The 21026-nt window shown below is 33.4% G+C and carries 26 protein-coding genes, 1 pseudogene and 1 CRISPR repeat array; of the genes and pseudogenes, 16 read left to right on the top strand and 11 right to left on the bottom strand.

Translation table 11 applies throughout. From position 1 onward, the window contains the following. Positions 1–72: 72 nt before the first annotated feature. The 7 genes from GQ593_RS04970 to GQ593_RS04940 all read right to left on the bottom strand — a co-directional run bounded on the left by GQ593_RS04970 (position 73) and on the right by GQ593_RS04940 (position 3834). Positions 73–384 (bottom strand): DUF7716 domain-containing protein, encoded by a 312-nt coding sequence (locus GQ593_RS04970; RefSeq protein WP_160431052.1) that lies wholly within the window; start codon positions 382–384, stop codon positions 73–75. A 40-nt stretch (positions 385–424) separates the two neighbouring features. Continuing rightward, positions 425–910 carry a hypothetical protein gene (locus GQ593_RS04965; RefSeq protein ID WP_160431051.1) on the bottom strand — a complete coding sequence of 162 codons (486 nt, stop codon included), beginning with the start codon at positions 908–910 and terminating at the stop codon, positions 425–427. A gap of 146 nt (positions 911–1056) precedes the next feature. Further along, on the bottom strand, positions 1057–1416 hold the full coding sequence (locus GQ593_RS04960; protein WP_160431050.1) for a hypothetical protein: 360 nt from the start codon (positions 1414–1416) through the stop codon (positions 1057–1059). A gap of 60 nt (positions 1417–1476) precedes the next feature. Then, the gene (locus tag GQ593_RS04955) at positions 1477–1941 is read right to left on the bottom strand and encodes a hypothetical protein (protein WP_160431049.1); all 465 of its coding nucleotides are present in this window, start codon (positions 1939–1941) and stop codon (positions 1477–1479) included. Between the two features lie 200 nt (positions 1942–2141). Then, complete coding sequence (locus GQ593_RS04950) at positions 2142–2519, bottom strand: Imm8 family immunity protein (protein WP_160431048.1); 378 nt, start codon at positions 2517–2519, stop codon at positions 2142–2144. Positions 2520–2605: 86 nt separating this feature from the next. Next, positions 2606–3199 (bottom strand): hypothetical protein, encoded by a 594-nt coding sequence (locus GQ593_RS04945; RefSeq protein ID WP_160431047.1) that lies wholly within the window; start codon positions 3197–3199, stop codon positions 2606–2608. A 182-nt stretch (positions 3200–3381) separates the two neighbouring features. Further along, positions 3382–3834 (bottom strand): hypothetical protein, encoded by a 453-nt coding sequence (locus GQ593_RS04940; RefSeq protein WP_160431046.1) that lies wholly within the window; start codon positions 3832–3834, stop codon positions 3382–3384. 175 nt (positions 3835–4009) lie between these two features. On the opposite strand from GQ593_RS04940, the gene GQ593_RS04935 reads away from it, so the two are divergent. The 11 genes from GQ593_RS04935 (at position 4010) to GQ593_RS04885 (ending at position 10935) form a co-directional block, all read left to right on the top strand. Next, on the top strand, positions 4010–4465 hold the full coding sequence (locus tag GQ593_RS04935; protein ID WP_160431045.1) for a CPCC family cysteine-rich protein: 456 nt from the start codon (positions 4010–4012) through the stop codon (positions 4463–4465). Positions 4466–4543: 78 nt separating this feature from the next. Beyond that, positions 4544–4978, top strand: coding sequence for a hypothetical protein (locus GQ593_RS04930; RefSeq protein WP_160431044.1), 435 nt, complete (start codon positions 4544–4546; stop codon positions 4976–4978). A 658-nt stretch (positions 4979–5636) separates the two neighbouring features. Further along, the gene (gene comJ, locus GQ593_RS04925; protein WP_160431043.1) at positions 5637–6119 is read left to right on the top strand and encodes a competence protein ComJ; all 483 of its coding nucleotides are present in this window, start codon (positions 5637–5639) and stop codon (positions 6117–6119) included. A gap of 66 nt (positions 6120–6185) precedes the next feature. Then, a complete protein-coding gene (locus GQ593_RS04920; protein WP_160431042.1) occupies positions 6186–6596 on the top strand; it encodes a hypothetical protein in 411 nt (136 codons plus the stop codon). A 60-nt stretch (positions 6597–6656) separates the two neighbouring features. After that, positions 6657–6995, top strand: a complete 339-nt coding sequence (locus GQ593_RS04915) for a DUF7716 domain-containing protein (protein WP_160431041.1) — start codon at positions 6657–6659, stop codon at positions 6993–6995. A 44-nt stretch (positions 6996–7039) separates the two neighbouring features. After that, positions 7040–7426, top strand: coding sequence for a hypothetical protein (locus GQ593_RS04910; protein WP_160431040.1), 387 nt, complete (start codon positions 7040–7042; stop codon positions 7424–7426). Between the two features lie 357 nt (positions 7427–7783). After that, positions 7784–8071 carry a hypothetical protein gene (locus GQ593_RS04905; protein ID WP_160431039.1) on the top strand — a complete coding sequence of 96 codons (288 nt, stop codon included), beginning with the start codon at positions 7784–7786 and terminating at the stop codon, positions 8069–8071. A gap of 8 nt (positions 8072–8079) precedes the next feature. Next, positions 8080–8463, top strand: coding sequence for a hypothetical protein (locus GQ593_RS04900; protein ID WP_160431038.1), 384 nt, complete (start codon positions 8080–8082; stop codon positions 8461–8463). Positions 8464–8587: 124 nt separating this feature from the next. After that, the gene (locus tag GQ593_RS04895; RefSeq protein WP_160431037.1) at positions 8588–9022 is read left to right on the top strand and encodes a hypothetical protein; all 435 of its coding nucleotides are present in this window, start codon (positions 8588–8590) and stop codon (positions 9020–9022) included. 118 nt (positions 9023–9140) lie between these two features. Further along, on the top strand, positions 9141–9389 hold the full coding sequence (locus GQ593_RS04890; protein WP_237397688.1) for a hypothetical protein: 249 nt from the start codon (positions 9141–9143) through the stop codon (positions 9387–9389). 337 nt (positions 9390–9726) lie between these two features. Further along, positions 9727–10935, top strand: a complete 1209-nt coding sequence (locus tag GQ593_RS04885) for an MFS transporter (protein WP_160431035.1) — start codon at positions 9727–9729, stop codon at positions 10933–10935. Between the two features lie 60 nt (positions 10936–10995). On the opposite strand, the gene surE is transcribed toward GQ593_RS04885, so the two are convergent. After that, entirely contained in the window at positions 10996–11775 is a 780-nt protein-coding gene (gene surE, locus GQ593_RS04880) for a 5'/3'-nucleotidase SurE (RefSeq protein ID WP_160431034.1), read from the bottom strand. Between the two features lie 9 nt (positions 11776–11784). Beyond that, positions 11785–12642: a KPN_02809 family neutral zinc metallopeptidase gene (ypfJ, locus tag GQ593_RS04875; protein WP_160431033.1), complete on the bottom strand. Its 858-nt coding sequence runs from the start codon at positions 12640–12642 to the stop codon at positions 11785–11787. A gap of 223 nt (positions 12643–12865) precedes the next feature. Here ypfJ and GQ593_RS04870 point away from each other — a divergent pair, with 223 nt between their 5' ends. Continuing rightward, positions 12866–13747 carry a DMT family transporter gene (locus GQ593_RS04870; protein WP_160431032.1) on the top strand — a complete coding sequence of 294 codons (882 nt, stop codon included), beginning with the start codon at positions 12866–12868 and terminating at the stop codon, positions 13745–13747. A 335-nt stretch (positions 13748–14082) separates the two neighbouring features. Next, positions 14083–15588, top strand: coding sequence for a glycine betaine/L-proline transporter ProP (gene proP / locus GQ593_RS04865; protein ID WP_160431031.1), 1506 nt, complete (start codon positions 14083–14085; stop codon positions 15586–15588). Between the two features lie 263 nt (positions 15589–15851). Beyond that, a CRISPR array of direct repeats spans positions 15852–16419; the repeat unit is 28 nt; unit sequence GTTTACCGCCGAATAGGCGGTTTAGAAA. A 55-nt stretch (positions 16420–16474) separates the two neighbouring features. Here proP and GQ593_RS14180 read toward each other — a convergent pair. Together GQ593_RS14180 and GQ593_RS04855 are read right to left on the bottom strand one after the other, a co-directional pair. Next, complete coding sequence (locus GQ593_RS14180) at positions 16475–16690, bottom strand: HTH domain-containing protein (protein ID WP_442903588.1); 216 nt, start codon at positions 16688–16690, stop codon at positions 16475–16477. 924 nt (positions 16691–17614) lie between these two features. Further along, positions 17615–18481 carry an AraC family transcriptional regulator gene (locus tag GQ593_RS04855; protein WP_160431029.1) on the bottom strand — a complete coding sequence of 289 codons (867 nt, stop codon included), beginning with the start codon at positions 18479–18481 and terminating at the stop codon, positions 17615–17617. Positions 18482–18778: 297 nt separating this feature from the next. Between GQ593_RS04855 and fsa the strand changes: the two are divergent. The 3 genes and pseudogenes from fsa to GQ593_RS04840 all read left to right on the top strand — a co-directional run bounded on the left by fsa (position 18779) and on the right by GQ593_RS04840 (position 20998). Then, positions 18779–19440, top strand: a pseudogene (gene fsa / locus GQ593_RS04850) (fructose-6-phosphate aldolase). Between the two features lie 150 nt (positions 19441–19590). Next, positions 19591–20400, top strand: a complete 810-nt coding sequence (locus tag GQ593_RS04845) for a siderophore-interacting protein (RefSeq protein WP_160431028.1) — start codon at positions 19591–19593, stop codon at positions 20398–20400. Between the two features lie 16 nt (positions 20401–20416). Then, the gene (locus tag GQ593_RS04840; RefSeq protein WP_237397687.1) at positions 20417–20998 is read left to right on the top strand and encodes an acyl carrier protein phosphodiesterase; all 582 of its coding nucleotides are present in this window, start codon (positions 20417–20419) and stop codon (positions 20996–20998) included. The last annotated feature ends 28 nt before the right edge of the window (positions 20999–21026 follow it).

Here is a 21026-nt window from a genome sequence, read left to right as displayed (position 1 = left end):
AACGGTAAATTTTACTACTACAGATTTTTGCTTAAAAACGGAAAGACCTTTTTTTGACCTTCCTATTTTGGATTAATCCAAAAAATCATCATTTTCAAGGTAATAAATAATAGCATCTAATAAATCTTTTTTTGTAGCATTAGGATGATGTTCAAGTTTATTATCGATAATGGCTTGAAATGTCGGATATTCTAACCATGGGTTATATTTATCAGGTGTATCATCCATTTCATCAAATTCATCTTCCGTCTCTGCAACGTAATAATTGGCATTTTTAATGCAATTGATCTCATTTATAAATTCAGGTTCCACAAAAAAGCGCCATGGTTCATCCAGATTTTTATAAATACGGAATAAATTTTCAATTCCTTTTATAGTTTTCATTCATAATCTCCAATTATTATTTACAATAAATTGTATCTGGCTATTTTCTGCAATCATCACAACCATCATTTTGATTTATTTGATCATTCCACTCTAAACTGACTTGCTCATCATAGCATGATGGAATTTCTTTATCTAGAACGGGTAAGTATTCGCCGTTTATTATATTATATGCATGTTTTCTATAAGGATACTTAGATATTATATTTTTAATATCATCATACAAATTTTCTTTTTTTAACCAGACGTTACCACATTCACCACACCCAAAAAATGGAGGGATATCTTCAATATAAGATACTATACCCGTACATATTTCTTTAGGGCATCTTAACCCATTAACAACAGGAATTTTTTTATTGTCTAGGTTAGTTAACTGCATTGGATTAAAAGCATAACTCATTGAACAATAAGGGCACTGTATCATAATGAATTTCATGTTTTTTTCACGAGAAACTAAGATGAATCGGTCTTGCTCCTCTGATGCTATAAATGCTTTATTACAATTATCGCAGAATAAATTCATACCAACCTCTTTTAATTAACACCAAATAAGGGATATTCTTTTAGGATACTTGTGTAAATCTTATTATTGACGAAATAATGGGTTTTTATGATGTACAACCATATTATCAGCCAATTTTCCTTCCAAATTATTACAAACGTTAATAACTATTTGTAGCTTACTTCACATTGACCAATCACATCAAAAATATGATCATAAGTACTTAAAACATAATGTTCATCTTGTTCCTTATCAAATACTTTATCGAAACAAGATTTTTTTACCAGCTGATATTTTGATTCATCAATCATCGTAATAGTTAAACTTTTTATATTTTTAAATTTAAAACAGATTAAAGCCTCACCTTCTAATCTTCTGCTGGGTTGACAATGTGGTAACCACAAAGAAGCTACTACCTTTAATTCCAGTGGAAACATATCAAATATGATGTCTTTTAATATTAAAGCGTCTCTTCCATATATTTCTCCATAGATTGTTTCAATTGCCTGATTGTGTACTTCTGGCATTTTATTTTTCTCCTATTTCGACTATTCCCAAGCTGTCATCATGTAGTTTAATTATTATTTTTAATTGACCGATAAACCGAATGAAAACAACAGTGCTAAAACTGAGGCTTTTTTATCCTCGACACCAAAAGCCGAGGAATTTATATCAAAGGTATATAAAAGCTCATTTTTGTTTAACAACACAAAATGATAATCATGTAATATATCAATCAGTTCAGGCAATATTTGATAAATATCATCATTACAATCAATAACTTTATTTTCATAATATAAAAAAGCATAGGCCGATACTAAAGATAAATATAAATACATTGATTTATTATGATAATTAAATTTTAGCGATATACATACGTCATAGTTTAAATCAGTATTATCTTCTATTTTAAATAAAGCATGGATATCATTTAGTAGACATTTATATTTTAGAGAATTGTAGGATTTCATCACGAAATGGAAATCAGGGTTGCTTAAATCGCCATATGCTTTTTGCAGTGCATATAAGATCTTTTCTCTTTGAATATGCATTAATATTAAAACTCCCATTTTATGGAATACTTATATACTTCACTTTTGCAATCCACATGAACGCTGGTTTTAGTTTGCACGTTCTCATTAGGCTCAGTCTCAACCGAACTATTTTTACTCAAACCGCTATAAAGGATCACTTAATAAATTGTGCTAATTACTCATCACCACATATTCATAATTAGCATATTTTTTTAGGGTTATTTCATAGCATCATATTCCCAATAAAAACTACTGGCTAATTTATCCAAGGCTTGTATTTCATCAGTGGGATTTATCAAAGCAAGCTGCTGATCTATTGTGCGTCTAACCTTATTCCAATCGTATTGGTATAGTAACAACATTTTATATAATTTAGGTTGTTGCATTCTGTTGTTATTTAAATTCATTATCCCTTCTGGAGTGGCAATAATAATTGAATAAATATCTGTTTCATCCTTTCCTGTAATACCAATATTCATTTCTAATAAGTAAAATACTGCATTGTCTTCTGGTTTCCATCGCCAAGGATCATGTATATCTGGGGACCAGTAATGTTTGACTTCAAACTTTTGTTGCTTAATTTTCAATTTATTCATGATATATCGCTTGAGATTTTGCTAGATATGACACCCCGATAGAATTATTATTAAATCATATCGCCGTGTTGCCAGTTAGTTATTGTTTATGTTGATTGCTCAAAAGTCATATATGTATTTTCCTTTTCATTTAAAAAAATATATAAATAGGTAATATCGTGGCTGATTTCGGTTATATCTAATTGACCTATAAAAATTAATGGTTTGTTATCTACGGTTGGCCAGTTTGGGGATTGGAGCCACTTAGGTCTATTTTTTAAGAATTTAAAATCTTTCTTAATTTCTAATTTTAACGCTCTTTCTAATTCAACTCCAACTTTATCCCGATGTTTATTCATGATTAAATTAAAGTATGGTTCAGTTAAATTTAACCAGCTTGGCTGAATTTTCATGAATAGATCATACTTTTTTTCATGTTCATTATTTAACGAGAAGTTAATATTTCTTTTAGCGAGAAACTTTGAAAGTAAATCTTTACTATTGATTTCACCTGATGGCAATAAAATATCAATTTCAATAAGATATAAAAATGCGTTTTTATATCTGTTGGTATAGGGGGGAATTTGGTTCTCTTCCGATAGAAGATCTTCAATATCCTTATTATAATAAAGTTCTTTTTGAAAATCCTGTGGAGAAAGTGTGCCTGCCAAATAGCTTTTTATAATATCGATAGAGTTCATTTTTTATTACCTTTTGGGTATCGCAACAGATCAAGGGCAACATTTCTTTTTTCATGTGACTCAATTTTAATTGATTAAATTTTGAGATCTTCTTTTGAAATGTTATCTCTATTTTTCCTTATATAATCAATAATAATCATATATTAATTGATGACGATAAACAAATCACACATTATTCCAATTCAAAAAATGACGCTCTTTAATGTATTGGATATCACCGCAGGCGGTAAGTCAGCTCGCTGATAAATTATAGTGCTTCCACTACAGAAGTGTATTTCAATTTGTTCTATATTATCTATATGGTTTACTGTATGCTCAGGCAATAGTTGGATAATATTAGCTGGTAATAAAGCATTAAAATTTGTTTTCATTATTCCATAAGTATCATGGATAGCGATACCACTAACTTCATGGTTATCTTCAGATAAATTAATGAGTTCATAGCCACTATGTTCTTTTTTATCAAGACCTATTTCTATATCAAAAAGTCCGATTTTAGCTGTGTACAAAATGGCTGATTTCATTGTTTCTATTCGGCAACGTCGAAAAAAAGCATCTTGCGCTAAAGCAGGCAGGCACTTTAAAAAGCCGCCATTGTTAATAATATCAATAAGATCAATATTTAATCTTTCCATATTTCACATTCTATCTTTTTTATTGTTCCAGTTTTTCATTTATCATAAGCATAAAATAAAAAGCGAGGTAGTGATCAAACTGTATTTTTGATAAATTAGATAATTTATCATCGTTCACTTTAACTCAATGAAGACGCTCAGCCGAAAACTCGCTTTAACACTGTTAGCTATCGAAATGATTGCACAATCTTCAAAACAGGATATTGAGAATATTCTCTTTGCAAATTATCTTGATAAAGATGGTCAACCTTTAGCATATACAAATATCTATGATGATGCTATTCAACCGTTTTTATTAGGCTATTTTATTGATATTAAATTGAAAGGCTATTCTAATCAATATTTAAAACAATATGTTAGTGCTTTATATGGTAAATCTATTACCATTATAGGGGACGAAGATATTTTGCATGCATGCCCTTGTTGCCATTATTTAACCTTAACTCATCAAGGACAATACGATGTTTGCCCATTATGTGATTGGGAGGATGATGGTACACTAAGCACTGAATTAGAGCATTATAGTTCAGTTAATCACTCGACATTAAGCAAATATAAAGTAATGTTCGATAAAAAACAAAAGGCTACTTTGATGAATATTCCGTATAAATTAGCTAATAGAGATTTATAATACTTGCATCAAATCTAGATTTGATTATGCAATAAATTAACCACGCTTTTTGGGATTAACATATAAAAGAGTGCTTAGATGACAAAAATATTGGCGTTATGGAATAAACAAACGTTACCTATAAAAGACGGGATTTACTTTTCTACTGGTGAATCGATATCCCTTTCAGCCCAGTTTTATCCCCAATTGTTAATTAAAAAAGGGAAACCATTCCACCTTAATCTTTTTTTGGATAAAGATCCTGATAATATCACTAATATAGATATCATCCAAAAAATCACCCTAACAAATGGTAATAAATGCTTTTTAGGTGAAGGAAGCTATGGCTCGGAAGGTTTTATCGCCTACTTAACACCTAAGGATGATTTAAAATGGGTGATCTATTTCGAAACATCAAACCCATTCATTAATGCAATTGAATTACCCAATCACTTTCTTAGGGTGGAATCAAGTGCCAATTTCAAAATAGTAATTGAATTAAATAACCCACTTAATCTTATTTTAGTTAAATAAGTTTTGTTATATTCTTTTTAAGTCATATAGATAACACCGAAAGACCTCATGAAGAATTAAATAATCTGCTATCTACTAAAACAGGCAGGGTATTTACCCAACTGTCGATTTTTCGGTCATATTTTTGTAAAAAATATTCAGGATTCTATACCGTTTGGCGGTTAATGGAGACTTTACCGTATGCTATTGGTTAATCCCTATGATACTAACGTATCACTCAAACATTCACAAAACCTGCTAGCCGACAAAAGAATGGGAAAACTAAAAGAGATAGGTATTTTAATGAAGATGTGAGGCTCATTTCTTCGGTCATATTTTTGTAAAAAATATTCAGGATTCTATGCCGTTTGGTGATTAATTGAGACTTTGCAGCATCTATTGGTTAAGACCTATGATACTAACGAATCAATTAAACATTCACAAAAGATGCTAGCTAATAAATGAATGAAAAATCAGAAAAATATGTTTACTTTCATTGGGATGTGGCATAATAAGCAAATAGTTAGTGATGTAAAAAATAGAAAACAAAACTTAATCGATTTTTAGTAAAACGCCTTGTAAGTGTTAGCGGATTAGTTTAATTATGTGGTGTAAACAATCCAGCGGTTTCCTATATTTAATTTGATGATTTTATAGTGTGTAAAAGAGGGGATTGTTGATGGAAAAAAACAAACAGCAGGTTGTGGATTTATTAATATCTCATAGTCAAATTTTGGTTAGATCAAGACCATTCAGTGAAGAATTATCGCAATGGGGCAACCAAAATATCGAACAAGGTGCCGTTATTCATCACGATTATGTTATTTTTGATCCATTACCTGATGATGCTTTCGGTGCGAATGTCGTTTTAACCTTAGCAGATAATTTTATAATGGATAACCAAACCCAACGCTGCATTGTTGTTCCTTTTTATACACATCCTGACAATGTGATTGAAGTTGCCTCGGCGACAGAAAAATTTACTGTTAACCTACAATTAGATGCACCATTATATTCACTGCATTATGAAATTTGTGAAGGTGATGAAGTTTTTTATAAATTTACCTTTGTACCTGCACTTGTGCCGATTACTGCTCACTACATTATTGATGACCAATGGGGTGGTCAAAAAGGGAAAATGCTTCAATCAGGTAGAGTATAATGCTAACTTCAACAGGTTTAGCGCTAATCGGGACATACTCGCCACAAATTTAACCGAGATTAATAAATGGAAAAGAACAATCGCCAAAATATAAACAGCTATATTATTGAGGACGAAGGCATAGCAATAGATATTCTGTTGGCTAGTTTTAGCCAACAATGTATCCCGATTATTTATCTAGAATCCTTTGAGTCTGATAATAACATGCTAAATAATATCGATTTTATTAAATCTCACCAAGTCGAACTTCATCACATCATCAATAATGAAATCACGGCTTATATTACTCAAGTTTATAAGCAAGATGGCGGTAAAGTATTATCGCAAATTTCACTCATTAAAATTTACTTATTACCAGAAAAGGATGAATATGGCTTTATGTTTGCCTGGTCTGGCGATAGTGAACATGGTATCGGCGTTAAATTAAAAAATCTCTCAATGATAAAAATAGGTTATGCTGAAACGGCCTTTTTATAAAAGTAGAGATTATATTCGCAATATTATAATGATCCAAAATGATATAGGAGTATTAGGAACATGCTTATCAAAGAAAATCTTTATTCAATAAACGATATAATCAACTATATGAAAAATAGTCTTGAACGAGATGATGATTTTTGTGTATATGGCGTTGAAGACAAAGAGTTGGAAAATCAAGAAAGCTATTATATTGATGACTATCCTGAAGTCGATGATGATGGACAAGAAATTTACCCTCCTCTTGTACGGCAAAAGCATTTACATTATCTTTATTCAGGTCAACAATTTGCTGATGTTGTTGATGTTGTCTTAGATCAAAAGCCGTCAGCCACGATAGATGACTTTATTCAATCATTAAATTATTATGCAGAAAATGATAATTTTTTAGAGCTGTAACGCAACAATCAATTATAGCTTCATCAATAATGAAAGAATAAAATATGTGGGAACTAAAACAGCTATGTAACGATCTACATTTACCACTCGGTGATAAATTCACTCAAGATTGGGCGTATGAACTGCCCGATCAGTATCGAACGCAAACATGGCTCGATAAATACCTCTATGCTTATGTTAATTCAACATATTCAAAGTTACAAAAGCACATACTCATGACTTTATTACTTGATGTGACCAATGATTTATTATCATCGGGAATGAGCGCGTCATCGCCAAAAATTAGCCAAGTATTAGCGCTTTTATTTCATAATCATGATGATTATATGGATCTCATTGATTATTGGTCGTTATCTGATGAGCCTATAGAAGACTGCTTTGCATTAACGCCTGAAATAAGAAAGTTAAAACGACGATTAAATAACAAATGATAAGACTATTTTTTAAAACAATCTAAAACAAAACTATTTAGTTCCCAATTTTGTATCAGAGCCAACAACTGCGTTAAGATTGGTTTAAAATGATAATAGAAGAATAGCCGATTAACTTTTTGAACTGGATTATGCAGAAAAATAAAATGATTAATGGATATAAGTTTGTTAATAATAAAATTTAATTAAAGTATAGGATGATTTTGCCTAGAAATATAAATCATTATGTTTGTTTATCGAGATGATTTACTGGTTTTAAATTTATTTAATGATCAATTTATGGTTATATACTGCATTTAGCAATCAAGATAATCAACTTTTCCCATTATTTTACCGTGCTTAGCTAAAGAGGTGTCAATGCAACGAACAACGAATATCTCTGATGACGAATTAAAATTGATACAAATGCGATGTAATAACGCAACTAAAGGACCTTGGGTGTCTTATGTTGAGGATAGAGATCATACTAGTGGTGGTAATTTTATCATGACAGGTGATAACAATAATCGAGGCGAAGACATCGAGCTTATTGGCGCAACTATTGCCGATCAAGAATTTATTGCTCATGCACGACAGGATATACCAAGATTAATTAATGAAATTAGACGACTAAAGCAGTTACTTACAGATATTAAGTCATCATAAATAGAACAATGAAAAATAATTACGTATTTAAAAATTTAGCCAACAAAGAATTTGTATTAGGAACTGATAAGCAAGATATATTTTTCAACATGTTAGACGTTGTGCGTAAGGGCAATTTAACTTTATTTACTCAGTCATTTTCAGACCTTGTTTATCTCCTTGAAAAGGATAGCTATTATATTGCACATAACTTAATTGTTTATAAGGGTAAAAAAGCCATATTTGCAGGGCAACTAGTCAGGGCATTTAAAGCACAATTGATCGATTTTATTCAGCACGCCATTAATTATGATGATCTCAGGCCATTTTTGATATCTTCCATATTTACGCAAGATTGCAAACGGGTTTTTTATCTCACTGAAGAGGGATTTTATTTATATGATGTTAAATAGTGCTCAGCATAAATAGTACTAAAAAGCCAATAAATACTCGTTGTGATAACAAAGGGTTAAGGTAATAATAATACCGCGTGTTTTTTTATGTGTTATATCTATTCCCCATGTTATGGATAAATCAATGAATATAAAAAACTTTCTAGAAACAGGTAGTTATTTAGGCTTAAAAGTAGGGTTATCCGAACAAGCATTATATGCAATTTTACCCCCCAAAGTATTAGGTAAAAAACATTACTTTGATGAATCTAATAAAGACGAAGGCTTTAGCTATTTTTATCAGGCAATAGAAATCATGATAATAGAAGCCAAAATATACTCATTAGGCGTTGATGTCGAGCGTAGCTCTTTTACATTTTTAAATGATTTTACTATCAATGCTAATAGTAGTTTTGAGCTTATCTTAAAATATCTTGATATTGCAAATATAGCATGGCACTTTGAACAGCAGTATTGTTATCAGCGTGAAATAACCATAAAGACCCAAGGGAATGTTTTACTTGGATGTGTGTACGATAAAGGCGATTATCGATTATCAAAGTTGAAAGTATTTGAATAAAATAACAAAGACAACCAGTTAATAAATATTTAATCTATTGATATACAATCAATAATATCATGCATCAAAAATTTTTAGATTTTCAGCATAAGATTTTATATAGCAAAAAATAGGATAAATGATGATTCAACTACCTGATTGGTATGACGATTTATTACAATTTGAAAGTGAAGCAAAAGGTATCATTTTAAATTTCAACGTCACCATAAATAACCGTCACTATACCTTCAATTTTTATGATCCTGTGCGATTTGTTCAAGATGCTAATCATGAAATAACTAATAACGGCTATTTTCAAGATAAAAATGCAGTGATTTTAGAAAAAGTGACCAAAAAGAATATTATTCAATATCTATCAACACTTTAATTTATTTATATCAAATAGATAGGTTAGTAAATTGGGTTATTTATTGGTAAAATTGCGTGCCTCACTATTGCTTAATTGTCAATTAGCTATCATATTGCAAATCTTATTACCTTATTTTCTGGAAAACAGATTCATCATTATCACATCAATCATAATAAATTCAAATTATTACTGCTGTAAAATTTAAAGTCACATTAGCGTCGATTTAAACTATAATAAATGGTCAAAAAAATCGAAGAAAGCTTATTTTAGTTCGAATTTTAGTTCGAAATTTTGTTACGTGTATGTCGATTTTAAGTATATAATTGGCAGAAACCCTCCTCTATTATTTATTGATATGGCTAATATATCTTCATTTCGCCAAAAACAAGGCACTATTTTTTTTGCTTTTCTAGTTACCACTTTTATTGTGGGTATTGCAGGCGCTTTACAATCTCCCACATTAAGTCGATTTTTAACCTTTGAAGTCAACGTTGATTCTCGTTTAGTAGGGCTTTTTTTCTCGATTAATGCTTTAGCAAGCATTGTGGGTAGCTTTTTATTGGCTAAATATTCCGACCAAAAAGGTGACAGGCGTTATATTGTCATTTTCTGCTGTTTAATGGGTATTGCTAACAGCGTCATCTTCGCCTTTTCACGTCACTATTTAGTGTTAATCACCCTTGGGGTACTGTTTGCTGCGTTATCTTCTGCTGCTATGCCACAAATTTTTGCCCTAGCGCGCGAATATGCGGTAAAAACGGGGCGTAATGTTGTGGCCTTTAATTCACTTATTCGTGCTCAACTTTCGCTAGCTTGGGTGTTTGGTCCGCCAATTTCATTTGGTTTAGCCGTTAAATTTGGCTTTACGGTTATGTATTTAACCGCCATGAGCATGTTTATGGTCGCGATGCTGTTTGTTGCCATTTTTTTACCTTCGGTTGCCAAAAATCCCACTTCACAACTAAATAACGCAACAGAGCTACAAGCGGCAAGTCAACCAATTTGGCAAAACAGAAATGTGCTTTGCTTATTGTTATCCACCGTATTTATGTGGACAGCAAACATGATGTATATCATTGATATGCCGATTTATGTGGATGTTGCATTGCATCTATCTGATTCATTGCCAGGGGTGTTAATGGGGCTTGCTGCAGGTATTGAAATTCCCGTTATGATTATTGCTGGATATTTAGTGCCTTATTTAGGCAAACGAAATCTATTTTTTATTGCGATTATCTGCGGTTTAATTTTTTATATTGGCATGATTTTTTGTACCGATAAAACCGCTTTGTTAGCATTACAGCTATTTAACGCGCTATTTATTGGGATAGTGGCCAATATTGGCATTATCTATTTTCAGGACTTATTGCCAACTCAAATGGGCGTGGCTTCAACCTTATTTAATAATGGTGTTGTCTTTAGCATAATTATCGCTGGAATGCTACAAGGATTTGTCTCAAAAGCCTATGGGCATGAGCTCATCTATTGGATTGCGTTAGTTATGGTCGCAGTATCATTATTATTTTGTGCATTGGTAAAAGATCCACAAAATAAAGTGGATTAAATATAATTAATAGCAAATTTGTCTTCCTAATAGTTAGGAAGACAAATCGCCAAAAAACAATTAAAGATTAAACGTGTTTAATAGTTTTTCATAAAAGACATAATCTGTCCTTTCATAACTCAATGGTGTAATGGTAATAAAATCGGCATTAACACCATCAAGTTCTTTATTATCATCAATTACTTGCAAATTGCGTTTAGCTCTAAACCAAAAATAGTCGTTGCCTTCGGGATCTTGGGTTGGCATCACCACAAAACGACTTACATCGCTATCGCCTTGTTTGGTTATTTTCAAACCTTTAACCTGATGTGCTGCACAGGCAGGAAAATTGACATTAAAGCAGATATTTTTGGGAGCCGATAACGAAAGTAATTTAGCGATAACTGATTGTGCATGGTGCTTAGCACAATCCCAATTAGTTGGCTGATTATCTTCACTGGTTACTTGACTTAAAGCAATCGCAGGAATGCCCAACGTCATTGCCATCATTGCCGCACCAACCGTGCCAGATAAGATTGTTTCAAAGCCTACATTCGAACCATTATTAATTCCCGATAGCACAACATCAGGTAAATGATCCGCCATCAAATATTTAATCGCAAATAACGAACAATCGGCAGGTGTGCCATAAACGGCAAATTCGTGTTTACCACGCTGAGCAACCCTAAATGGCGATTTTAGGCTTACCGAACACGATACACCACTTTGATCTATCGCTGGCGCAACAAGCCAAACCTCGTGGGCTATTTGCTTTGCGATTTCTTGCAATAACTTAATGCCCGGTGCATCAAATCCGTCATCATTCACTAATAAAACGCGGTTAACTAACTTATTTAGCATATTCTTTCCTTATTGGGCAAATGTATTGCATTCATTAATTGCACCGCTATCAAATCCTCGTTTAAACCAACTATAACGTTGTTTAGATGTGCCGTGCGTAAAACTATCGGGCACCACATATCCTTCGCTTTGTTGTTGCAAGCGATCATCGCCAATAGCTTTTGCTGTGTTTAAGGCTTGTTCAATGTCACCTGTATCTAGTCGATTTTGTTGCTGCATTGCATTGCCCCACATACCAGCAAAACAATCAGCTTGCAGCTCTAATTTAACGGATAATTGATTATTAGTTATTGTTGATTGCTCCTGCTTTAAATGTTCAACTTGGCTAAAAGTACCCAGCAAATTTTGTACATGATGACCAATTTCATGCGCAATCACATAGCCCTGAGCAAAATCACCACCACCGCCAAGTCGCTGTTTCATCTCTTGATAAAACGACATATCGAGATAAACGGTTTTATCAATACTGCAATAAAACGGCCCCATAAAGGTTTTCCCTGTGCCGCACGATGTTCTTGTTGCGCCTTTATAAAGTACTAATTTGGGGGGAACATAGGTTTTGCCTAAACGTTGAAATTCTTGATGCCAATAATCCTCAGTACTGGCTAAAATGATTGATGTAAATTTAGCAGCATCTTCATCATCAATTGAATATTGATTGGTACTTTGCTCAGTACTGCTAGTATCAATTAGATTTGAATTTAACAAGCCGGTCAAATCAACGCCATAATAGCCCGCCACTAACACGACAATAAATAAAACAACTTTGCCTTTACCACCAATGGGGATTTTTGTTCCCATTTCACTTCCTGATTGTGAGCGACGATCTTCGATGTTATCACTCTCTCTTTGGTCTCTCCAGCGCATAGGGATCACCTTATCAGTTTAGATTTAATTATTTTAAAGGATAACAAATAAGGATTCTAGATTAAGTTGATAGTCTTATCGAAATTTACATAAATTAGCCGAAATCAGTGAATTTAAATTAGGTGGCGTGTTTGTTTTTCAACTGCGTTATTTTCTGACTGTTTTTAGGTATATAATACGCTCAACAGTCATTATATCTTCATTTTAATGTTAGGGTATTATTATGCCATATTTGTTACTTACATTAGCGGCTTGCTTTTGGGGCGGAAATTATGTTGTTGGGCGCGTTCTAGTTACACAAGCCGATCCTATGGTAATATCTGAAGGTCGTTGGGTCATCACTGCGCTGTTATTATTGTGTTTATACCATCAACAACTCCGCAGTGATCTGCCTAAAATTAAAAAATCGATTTGGCCAATATGTTTGCTTGCTATTTTTGGGCAAATTTTGTTCCCGTTAACACTTTATATTGGATTGCAATATACCTCATCGCTTAATGCGTCAATTTACCTTTCGGCAACGCCATGCATGGTATTGGTTATGAATAAATTATTATTTAATGATACGATTTCAAAAAATAATATTTTAGGGGTTTTATTTAGTACTATCGGTGTGATTTATTTAATTTTACAAGGAAACCTAACCAATTTAAGTGAACTTAGCAATATCAACAAAGGTGACCTGTGGGCAATGGCATCGGCACTAAGCTGGGCTTGTTATAGCGCATTTTTGCGGTTAAAAGATAAATCGATATCGGGTAATGCCTTTGTAACTATCAGTGCAGTGTTAGGTTCAGCAATGCTATTGCCCATTGCTTTAGTCTATTTTTATTGTTATCCAGTTTCTAATCTAGCACATTATACTACCCCTGACTTTTTGCTGGGTTTACTCTATATTGCTATTTTTGCATCTTGGCTATCTTATTTATTTTGGAATAAAGGCATAGTTGAAATTGGCGCAACAAGAGGGCAAATTTATACCCATATCATCCCCTTATCAGCTGGCATTTTCAGTATTGTGTTTTTACATACACCAGTTGCCTATTTTCATCTTGTTTCAATAGTATTCATTGTGATTGGGATCTATTTTTGTTCAAAAAAATAAACTGCTAATTATGTTTACACCGCTACATGATTAGCAGTTTATTTGCTGGATTTTACAAAATAAGGGGATTTTGCTATAATTGGTATTCAATCTTCACGAAAAGGAATTGTTTTGTTGTGATTTGCTAAAAACAAAATAGACAATAAAACATTAATTTTTGCTTTTTTATTATCCTCTTTTTTTATCTTTGCTGTCTTTTGCTTCAATTTTAATTAGCTGATAAACACATCTTGATGTGTAGTCCAAAAAAGTATTGTTTTTATGTATTAAAAGGTAACCGTTTACCTTGTTGCATCATTCCTTTTTATTATTTCTAGGTAAACAGGCGGTATTTTATGAAAAAAATAAGAAAGTCCAAAAACAAACCATTAAACATCAACGATATTTTAATAATTGATGATAGCAAGTTAAAAAAAGCCATTACCGCAGCAGCGTTAGGTAATGCAATGGAGTGGTTTGATTTTGGTGTGTATGGCTTTTTAGCTTATGTATTAGGGCAAGTCTTTTTCCCTGATGCTTCGCCAAGTGTTCAAATGGTGGCAGCGCTTGCCACATTTTCGGTACCGTTTTTAGTTCGGCCGTTAGGGGGATTGGTTTTTGGTATTCTTGGCGATAAATTTGGACGACAAAAAGTATTATCAATCACCATTATCATAATGTCATTAAGCACTTTTTGTATTGGTTTAATTCCATCTTATGCCTCAATTGGCATCGCCGCGCCCGTATTATTACTGCTAGCTAAATTCGCGCAAGGCTTTTCAATTGGCGGCGAATATTCTGGCGCAGCCATATTTGTTGCCGAATACTCGCCAGATCGCAAACGTGGCTTTATGGGGAGTTGGTTAGATTTTGGTTCTATTGCTGGGTTTTTAGTTGGCGCTGGCTTAGTGGTATTATTATCAAGCATTCTTGGTAAAAACGCATTTCATGATTGGGGCTGGCGAATTCCATTCTTATTTGCTTTGCCACTTGGATTAATTGGGCTTTATTTACGTCATGCATTAGATGAAACACCAGCATTTCAACAGCATACCGATTTAATGGATCAAAATGATCGTGATCATATTACCAATCAACCTAAAATGACATTTAAAGAGATCATAACCAAATATTGGCAGAGCCTACTGGTTTGTGTAGGGCTTGTGATTGTCACTAATGTGACTTATTATATGTTGCTTACTTATATGCCTAGCTACTTATCTCACAACCTAAATTATCATACAGAACATGGGGTGCTAATTATTATTGCCATTATGATAGGCATGCTCTTTGTGCAACCATTGATTGGATTTATTAGTGATAAAATAGGTCGCCGACCATTTATTATTGGCGGTAGCTTAGGTTTATTAATTCTTTCTTATCCCTCTTTCATTATGATCAATAGTGACATTATTGGTCTTATTTTCTTAGGATTACTGATTTTAGCTGTATTACTTAACTGTTTTACTGGCGTTATGGCTTCCATTTTACCGGCTATCTTTCCAACCAGTATTCGTTATAGTGCATTGGCGATATCTTTTAATATCTCGGTATTAGTTGCCGGTGCGACACCTACCGTTATCGCTTGGCTGGTTGAAGAAAGTCATAATCTATATATGCCAGCATATTATCTAATGGTTGTAGCATTAATTGGATTACTTACTGGCATAAAGATGAGAGAAACCGCAAACCAACCATTGCGTGGCGCAACGCCAGCGGCATCAGATCGTTCAGAAGCCAAAGAAATCTTATCGGATCACTTTGACACAATTGAGCACAAAGTCGAAGATATTGAACAGAAGATCGAAACTCTGCAGGCTCAGCGACAGAATTTAGTGGATCAGCATCCTAAGTTAGATTGATTTTTTATTTTTTGGATTTGTATGTTTTACTTTAAAAACATACAAAACTAAAATTTAATAAAATCAATATGCTACCTGAATAATTTTTAACAGTAAAATTAACCCATCATAAAAATAACCAAAACGCTGCCAACCCTTTTTTTTATTAATAAATTAAAGCAAATAAAAACAACATATTAGGGAAGTGCTACAAAAAAGGGTTTTTGAAAATAGAAATCCTATTTGCCTTTTGCTAAACAGGGTTTATAGTATATCGGTTTCTAGTTTACCGCCGAATAGGCGGTTTAGAAACATTACTAAGTGAAGACGAAGCTAAGCTTGTTGTTTACCGCCGAATAGGCGGTTTAGAAATCAGGGAACAAGCCCACCTTACATCTGTTACAGTTTACCGCCGAATAGGCGGTTTAGAAAATGGGTTGAGCAAATCACAACAGCAAATATTAGTTTACCGCCGAATAGGCGGTTTAGAAATGCTGCCGCCATTAACTGCGCGCTCAAAAAATGTTTACCGCCGAATAGGCGGTTTAGAAATCATATGTTTCACGACGCCGGAGCAGATATTCGTTTACCGCCGAATAGGCGGTTTAGAAAAGAAGAAAAATTAACTTCAGAACATAAAGATGGTTTACCGCCGAATAGGCGGTTTAGAAAGATAAACAAAAATCGGCGCTCCACTTCGTCGGGTTTACCGCCGAATAGGCGGTTTAGAAAAAATTAATCATTCAATAATCAACAATCAAGCCGTTTACCGCCGAATAGGCGGTTTAGAAAGTCATCATCCCAGTCTTGCAGCAAATTACCTTGTTTACCGCCGCACATGCGGTTTAGAAATCATTGGTTATGCTATTCAGTGATTATTTCGCCCGGATAGGTTTTGTTATAGTGTTTAGTTAGCTTGTTGTCTTAATTTATCTTCAATGGACTTTTTAACTTTAACCAGATGTTTAGATTTATAACTAATTGTTTTATAACGTTTAACTATACTGGTTAGATGCACAAACAGCTTCAATCGGGCTTTCTTTAGTACGTTATAAATAGTTGGACGACTAACCATAAAGCGTTTAGCCAATTCAGTGACAGTTATTCTTTCTTTATGATTTATGTGACAAATCTCTTGTCTTTGATAAAGTGTTAATTTTGTTTTTTATTTATATTCATTACAATGTCTTATCAAATTACTATAAACAACTAAGCAAATAAACTGGCTGATGAATTAGCAGATTGTCCATATTCTAGCGGTAAAAAAGAATCTAAATCTAAAGTCATCAGAAAAATTTCGTTTGAAATTGATGAAAGCTAATATGAAGAATTAGACGATATTGAAATAAAAAATAAACGAGCAAAGTTGCCTTTAAAAACAATATCTGATTTGCTAAGATTAGCAGTAAATGATTCCTTAACGAAACACAATAGATCTTAATTTAATATTAACCCACAATTATAAGGAATTTATATGAAAAAAATACTAGTAATGATTACTGCCATGTTTTTATTCGGATGTAATGAGAAGACCTATACTGTATAAGACTTTGAAAATAACAAAGAACTACTAGATGAATACCGTAAAAAATGTGAGAACGGTGAAATTGATGGTGATAGTTTGAATTGTGAAAACTATCACAAAGCAATGGTTAGTCTTAGTAGACCAACTAATACAGGAAAATGGACTGATTAATTTAAGAGCATAAAAGCCACTCATGTGGTTTTTAAATTTCTATCTGTGATAAGTTTATAGTCTTAATTTGATTCTTATTCATTATAAACTTATCACCTTATATTATAATCTTATCTCCTTTTTCTGCTTTATTGTCATTTAAAAATCGATTAATCTGTTTCGACCAAATAGTCTTTTCATTGCCGTTGTTATCAACTAATTTGGCAAATGCTGATTGCTTACCGTTTATTGGAAATTGATAATTAGCTTGACCGAAATCATTAATAATAAATTCTTGAGCTTCTAATGGTTCGACTTTTTCTATAGCTCATTGTGAAAAACAAAAGCGTTTGAACGTTAACTGTGAAAAAACTATTTGCACATTAACTTACTATGATATTGTCGACGATATTCGGTTGGTGTTCGCTCTGTCTTTTTTTTAAAAATCCGACAAAAATAATTACTATCTTTAAACCCCGATACTAGAGCAATTTCTTTTATATTTAGATCATAATCTTTTAATAGCGATTTGGCATATTCTAAACGAATATGATTTAGGTATTCATTTAACCCTATTTTTCCCTCGCTTTGAAATAGATGTGATAAATAATTGGGCGAAATGTAAAACATGTTAGCTAAAAAGTCGCGTGTAATATTTTCACGAAAGTGGGTATCAATGTATTGGCGAATAGCTTCAAATAAGCTGGTGGTTTTGGATGATGTTTCGATCTCAACATTAAGTAAATCTAGTGTATTGCTGAGCAAGCTTTGAATCAGAAAGTATGCTGTTTGGTTTTGCTCCTGTGGTTGATTTTGCCAATTTAGTTCTGTAAGTGCTTGAATGATAAATGTTCCCACTCTTGGCCCCCGCCTAGATTTGTTTACTTGTCCATGGGGGATTAATTGAGTGCCATCCCAGTGCAATAAGCTCATTCCAATTTGTTGTTTTCCAAACAAAATACTTAATGATGTAACAGGGGTTGTCCAAATGGGGTTGTTCCAACTTTGAGGGGAAATATATAAAAGATCATTAGTCGATAATATTTTTTCAATAATTTTTCCATTATTATCCGCCCATTGCATTTGTTGCTTGCCTTCTAATATGATTTCAATTCTAGGAAAGTTGACTTGGTAGGCAAGTAAAGGGGGGCAAGCATTACTATTGGCAAAATAGATATGATTGATTGACTCTTGGTTATTGACTAGTTTGGCTAATTTTTCGTTAATGATTTTTGTCATAAAAACAACTTGATAATAAATAAAGTTATGTACTATGTTGCTTAGATTATATACGGATATGGGAAAGATAAAAACAAACATAAATTTTTTTATTTAATAGGTTAATGTGAATTTTTAGTTGTGTGATCTAAATCTCAATTTCTTATTTAGCGTACAAAAATCCAGTAAATGACAAAATTGTCTTCTAGGCGGTTGGATCAGTTTTTTTTACTATAGCTGTCACGCAAAATTTGTAATACAAAGAGCGTTATACGTATACGTTAATAGATGTTTGTTGGTTTTAACTAGGAGTTAACCATGGAATTATACTTAGATACCGCCGATATTGTCGCCATTAAACGTTTAGCCAAGGTGTTACCTATTAGTGGGGTTACCACTAATCCAAGCATTGTAGCAAAATCGGGCAAGTCAATTTTTTCGTTATTAGATGAATTACAAGAGGTGCTAGGTTCAGATAAATTGCTGTTTGCCCAAGTGCTTTCAAGTAATGCCGACGAAATGATAAAAGAGGCTCATCAACTTAGAAAGGCGGTGCCGTCGATTGTGACTAAAATCCCTGTTAATGCGCAAGGCTTGATTGCAATAAAAGCACTAGCCCAACAAGGTATTCCTACGTTAGGCACGGCTGTTTATGGGGCAGGGCAAGGCTTTTTGGCAGCATTAGCAGGAGCTAAATATATTGCACCTTATGTCAATCGTATTGATGCTCAAGGTGGAAATAGTAAAGATACCGTGCTCGAATTGCAAAAACTATTAGATTTGCATAGCCACAGTCGATGGTATTAGCCGCCAGTTTTAGAACACCAAGGCAAGTGTTAGATTGTATGCTTGCAGGTTGCAAGTCTATTACGTTACCGGTAGATGTGGCAGAACAGTTTATTTCTGATCCAGCTGTGGATGCAGCAATTACTAAGTTTAATCAAGATTGGTGTGGTGCTTTTGGTAAGTTAACGTTTTAAATTTATTCGGCAATTAGTTTTTTTGCTTGCACTTGTTCCTCCACTATTAGGTCGAACAAGTGTATCTATTTCTTCAATTGTAAAAATAGCATAACTCTAACATTTTTTGTTGTATGATGATTTTAATTAACAATAAAAATAAAGGTGGACATGATGGATGAAAAAAAACAAAAAATCAAAATAAACAAAAAAGTCATTGTTAATGCGTTATTAACAGTATTGAATGTTGAAAAAATCTCACCGAGCTTTATTCGCATTGAGTTTGGTTGCAATAAACCAGTTAATATTGATCCATTATGGATTTGTCCGTATTTAAAATTGTTGTTTCCAGATCCTTTAACTGGCTTAATTGAGTTTCCGCAACTTGATGCAAATAATAAAATCCTTGTTGACGATAAGTTGCGTCAGCTTGTTCGTAGCTATAGCGTGCGCGAGTTTGATCATGTTGCCAATCAATTTTTTGTTGATTTTGCCATTCATGACACTGGTTTAGCTTCGGTTTGGTCGCAAAAAGCTAAGGTTGGCGATCAAATTGGTTTAATTGGCGCTGCCGGTAAGTTGAAATTTACTGATGATTGTTTGGTTTTGATGGGCGATATTTCAGCAGTGCCTGCCATTTGTTATACACTTGAGCATCTGCCTAAAAAACAAAAGGTTTTTGCTTTTATGCAGGTTAATCATAAAAGTGATATGGTGTCATTACCAGTTAATAAAAGTGTTGAGGTTAACTGGTTGGTGCAAAATTCAAATAACCCTCATCAGTTAATTGATGCGGTGATCAGTGCCGATTTATCAGGGCAAGATAAGTTATTATTTTGGGGCGGAATGGAACGTTCGTTGGCACAAGCTGTTCGTCATGCCGTTAAGGATAAATATCCACATTTGCAGCCAGATGCTTTTCATATTACTAGCTATTGGCGAGAAGGTTTTGCCGAAGGCGAATTTAAGCATCGTGAATAATGAGTATTACTATTTTATGAATATTTTGGCTCATTTGCATTTGGCTACGTTGGCGCGTAGTTCGTTAATTGGTAATACTGTGGCGGATTTTGTTAAAGGTGATCCTTATTTAACTTATGATTCCACTATTGCTGATGGCATTATGTTGCATCGCAAAATTGATAGCTTAACTGATAGCCTGTTTGAAGTTAAACAGGCCAAGTTGCTATTTCGAAAATCTCATCAGCGCGTTGCTTCCATTGCGTTAGATATTGTATGGGATCACTTTTTGTCAAAACATTGGGCTAATTATGGGGTGCTGCCAAGTGTGGCTCAATTTAATCAAGTAACTAAAGCGCATATCCAGCCCTATGTTGACGCTTATCCGACCGATTATCAACATTTTATGAACGCGATGTGGCAAGGCGCATGGCTCGAAAATTACGCTTCTATCGATTTTGTCGGTGATGTACTTGGTGGTATGGCAAATCGACGACCAAAATTGTATTTGTTAAGAGAAACTATTGTTGATATTAAGCAACACTATGCGCAACTCGAGTCGTTGTTTTTTGTGTTATATCCCAAAATTTGTTTAACGGTAAAAGCAAGCATGAGCTAAGATGGATTTTGTTGCTATCGGTTTAAGC

Origin of the sequence: Gilliamella sp. Pas-s25, from assembly GCF_009795885.1 — a bacterium.
Lineage (GTDB): Bacteria > Pseudomonadota > Gammaproteobacteria > Enterobacterales > Orbaceae > Gilliamella.
The sequence above is the reverse complement of the archived record's forward strand: the minus strand, read 5'-3'. Positions and strand labels throughout refer to the sequence as shown.

What these genes read in the sequence shown, in the direction of transcription:
- GQ593_RS04970 (WP_160431052.1), bottom strand. Translation starts at nt 384, where the DNA reads ATGAAAACTATAAAAGGAATTGAAAATTTATTCCGTATTTATAAAAAT.
- GQ593_RS04965 (WP_160431051.1), bottom strand. Translation starts at nt 910, where the DNA reads ATGAATTTATTCTGCGATAATTGTAATAAAGCATTTATAGCATCAGAG.
- GQ593_RS04960 (WP_160431050.1), bottom strand. Translation starts at nt 1,416, where the DNA reads ATGCCAGAAGTACACAATCAGGCAATTGAAACAATCTATGGAGAAATA.
- GQ593_RS04955 (WP_160431049.1), bottom strand. Translation starts at nt 1,941, where the DNA reads ATGCATATTCAAAGAGAAAAGATCTTATATGCACTGCAAAAAGCATAT.
- GQ593_RS04950 (WP_160431048.1), bottom strand. Translation starts at nt 2,519, where the DNA reads ATGAATAAATTGAAAATTAAGCAACAAAAGTTTGAAGTCAAACATTAC.
- GQ593_RS04945 (WP_160431047.1), bottom strand. Translation starts at nt 3,199, where the DNA reads ATGAACTCTATCGATATTATAAAAAGCTATTTGGCAGGCACACTTTCT.
- GQ593_RS04940 (WP_160431046.1), bottom strand. Translation starts at nt 3,834, where the DNA reads ATGGAAAGATTAAATATTGATCTTATTGATATTATTAACAATGGCGGC.
- GQ593_RS04935 (WP_160431045.1), top strand. Translation starts at nt 4,010, where the DNA reads ATGATTGCACAATCTTCAAAACAGGATATTGAGAATATTCTCTTTGCA.
- GQ593_RS04930 (WP_160431044.1), top strand. Translation starts at nt 4,544, where the DNA reads ATGACAAAAATATTGGCGTTATGGAATAAACAAACGTTACCTATAAAA.
- comJ (WP_160431043.1), top strand. Translation starts at nt 5,637, where the DNA reads ATGGAAAAAAACAAACAGCAGGTTGTGGATTTATTAATATCTCATAGT.
- GQ593_RS04920 (WP_160431042.1), top strand. Translation starts at nt 6,186, where the DNA reads ATGGAAAAGAACAATCGCCAAAATATAAACAGCTATATTATTGAGGAC.
- GQ593_RS04915 (WP_160431041.1), top strand. Translation starts at nt 6,657, where the DNA reads ATGCTTATCAAAGAAAATCTTTATTCAATAAACGATATAATCAACTAT.
- GQ593_RS04910 (WP_160431040.1), top strand. Translation starts at nt 7,040, where the DNA reads ATGTGGGAACTAAAACAGCTATGTAACGATCTACATTTACCACTCGGT.
- GQ593_RS04905 (WP_160431039.1), top strand. Translation starts at nt 7,784, where the DNA reads ATGCAACGAACAACGAATATCTCTGATGACGAATTAAAATTGATACAA.
- GQ593_RS04900 (WP_160431038.1), top strand. Translation starts at nt 8,080, where the DNA reads ATGAAAAATAATTACGTATTTAAAAATTTAGCCAACAAAGAATTTGTA.
- GQ593_RS04895 (WP_160431037.1), top strand. Translation starts at nt 8,588, where the DNA reads ATGAATATAAAAAACTTTCTAGAAACAGGTAGTTATTTAGGCTTAAAA.
- GQ593_RS04890 (WP_237397688.1), top strand. Translation starts at nt 9,141, where the DNA reads ATGATGATTCAACTACCTGATTGGTATGACGATTTATTACAATTTGAA.
- GQ593_RS04885 (WP_160431035.1), top strand. Translation starts at nt 9,727, where the DNA reads ATGGCTAATATATCTTCATTTCGCCAAAAACAAGGCACTATTTTTTTT.
- surE (WP_160431034.1), bottom strand. Translation starts at nt 11,775, where the DNA reads ATGCTAAATAAGTTAGTTAACCGCGTTTTATTAGTGAATGATGACGGA.
- ypfJ (WP_160431033.1), bottom strand. Translation starts at nt 12,642, where the DNA reads ATGCGCTGGAGAGACCAAAGAGAGAGTGATAACATCGAAGATCGTCGC.
- GQ593_RS04870 (WP_160431032.1), top strand. Translation starts at nt 12,866, where the DNA reads ATGCCATATTTGTTACTTACATTAGCGGCTTGCTTTTGGGGCGGAAAT.
- proP (WP_160431031.1), top strand. Translation starts at nt 14,083, where the DNA reads ATGAAAAAAATAAGAAAGTCCAAAAACAAACCATTAAACATCAACGAT.
- GQ593_RS04855 (WP_160431029.1), bottom strand. Translation starts at nt 18,481, where the DNA reads ATGACAAAAATCATTAACGAAAAATTAGCCAAACTAGTCAATAACCAA.
- GQ593_RS04845 (WP_160431028.1), top strand. Translation starts at nt 19,591, where the DNA reads ATGATGGATGAAAAAAAACAAAAAATCAAAATAAACAAAAAAGTCATT.
- GQ593_RS04840 (WP_237397687.1), top strand. Translation starts at nt 20,417, where the DNA reads ATGAATATTTTGGCTCATTTGCATTTGGCTACGTTGGCGCGTAGTTCG.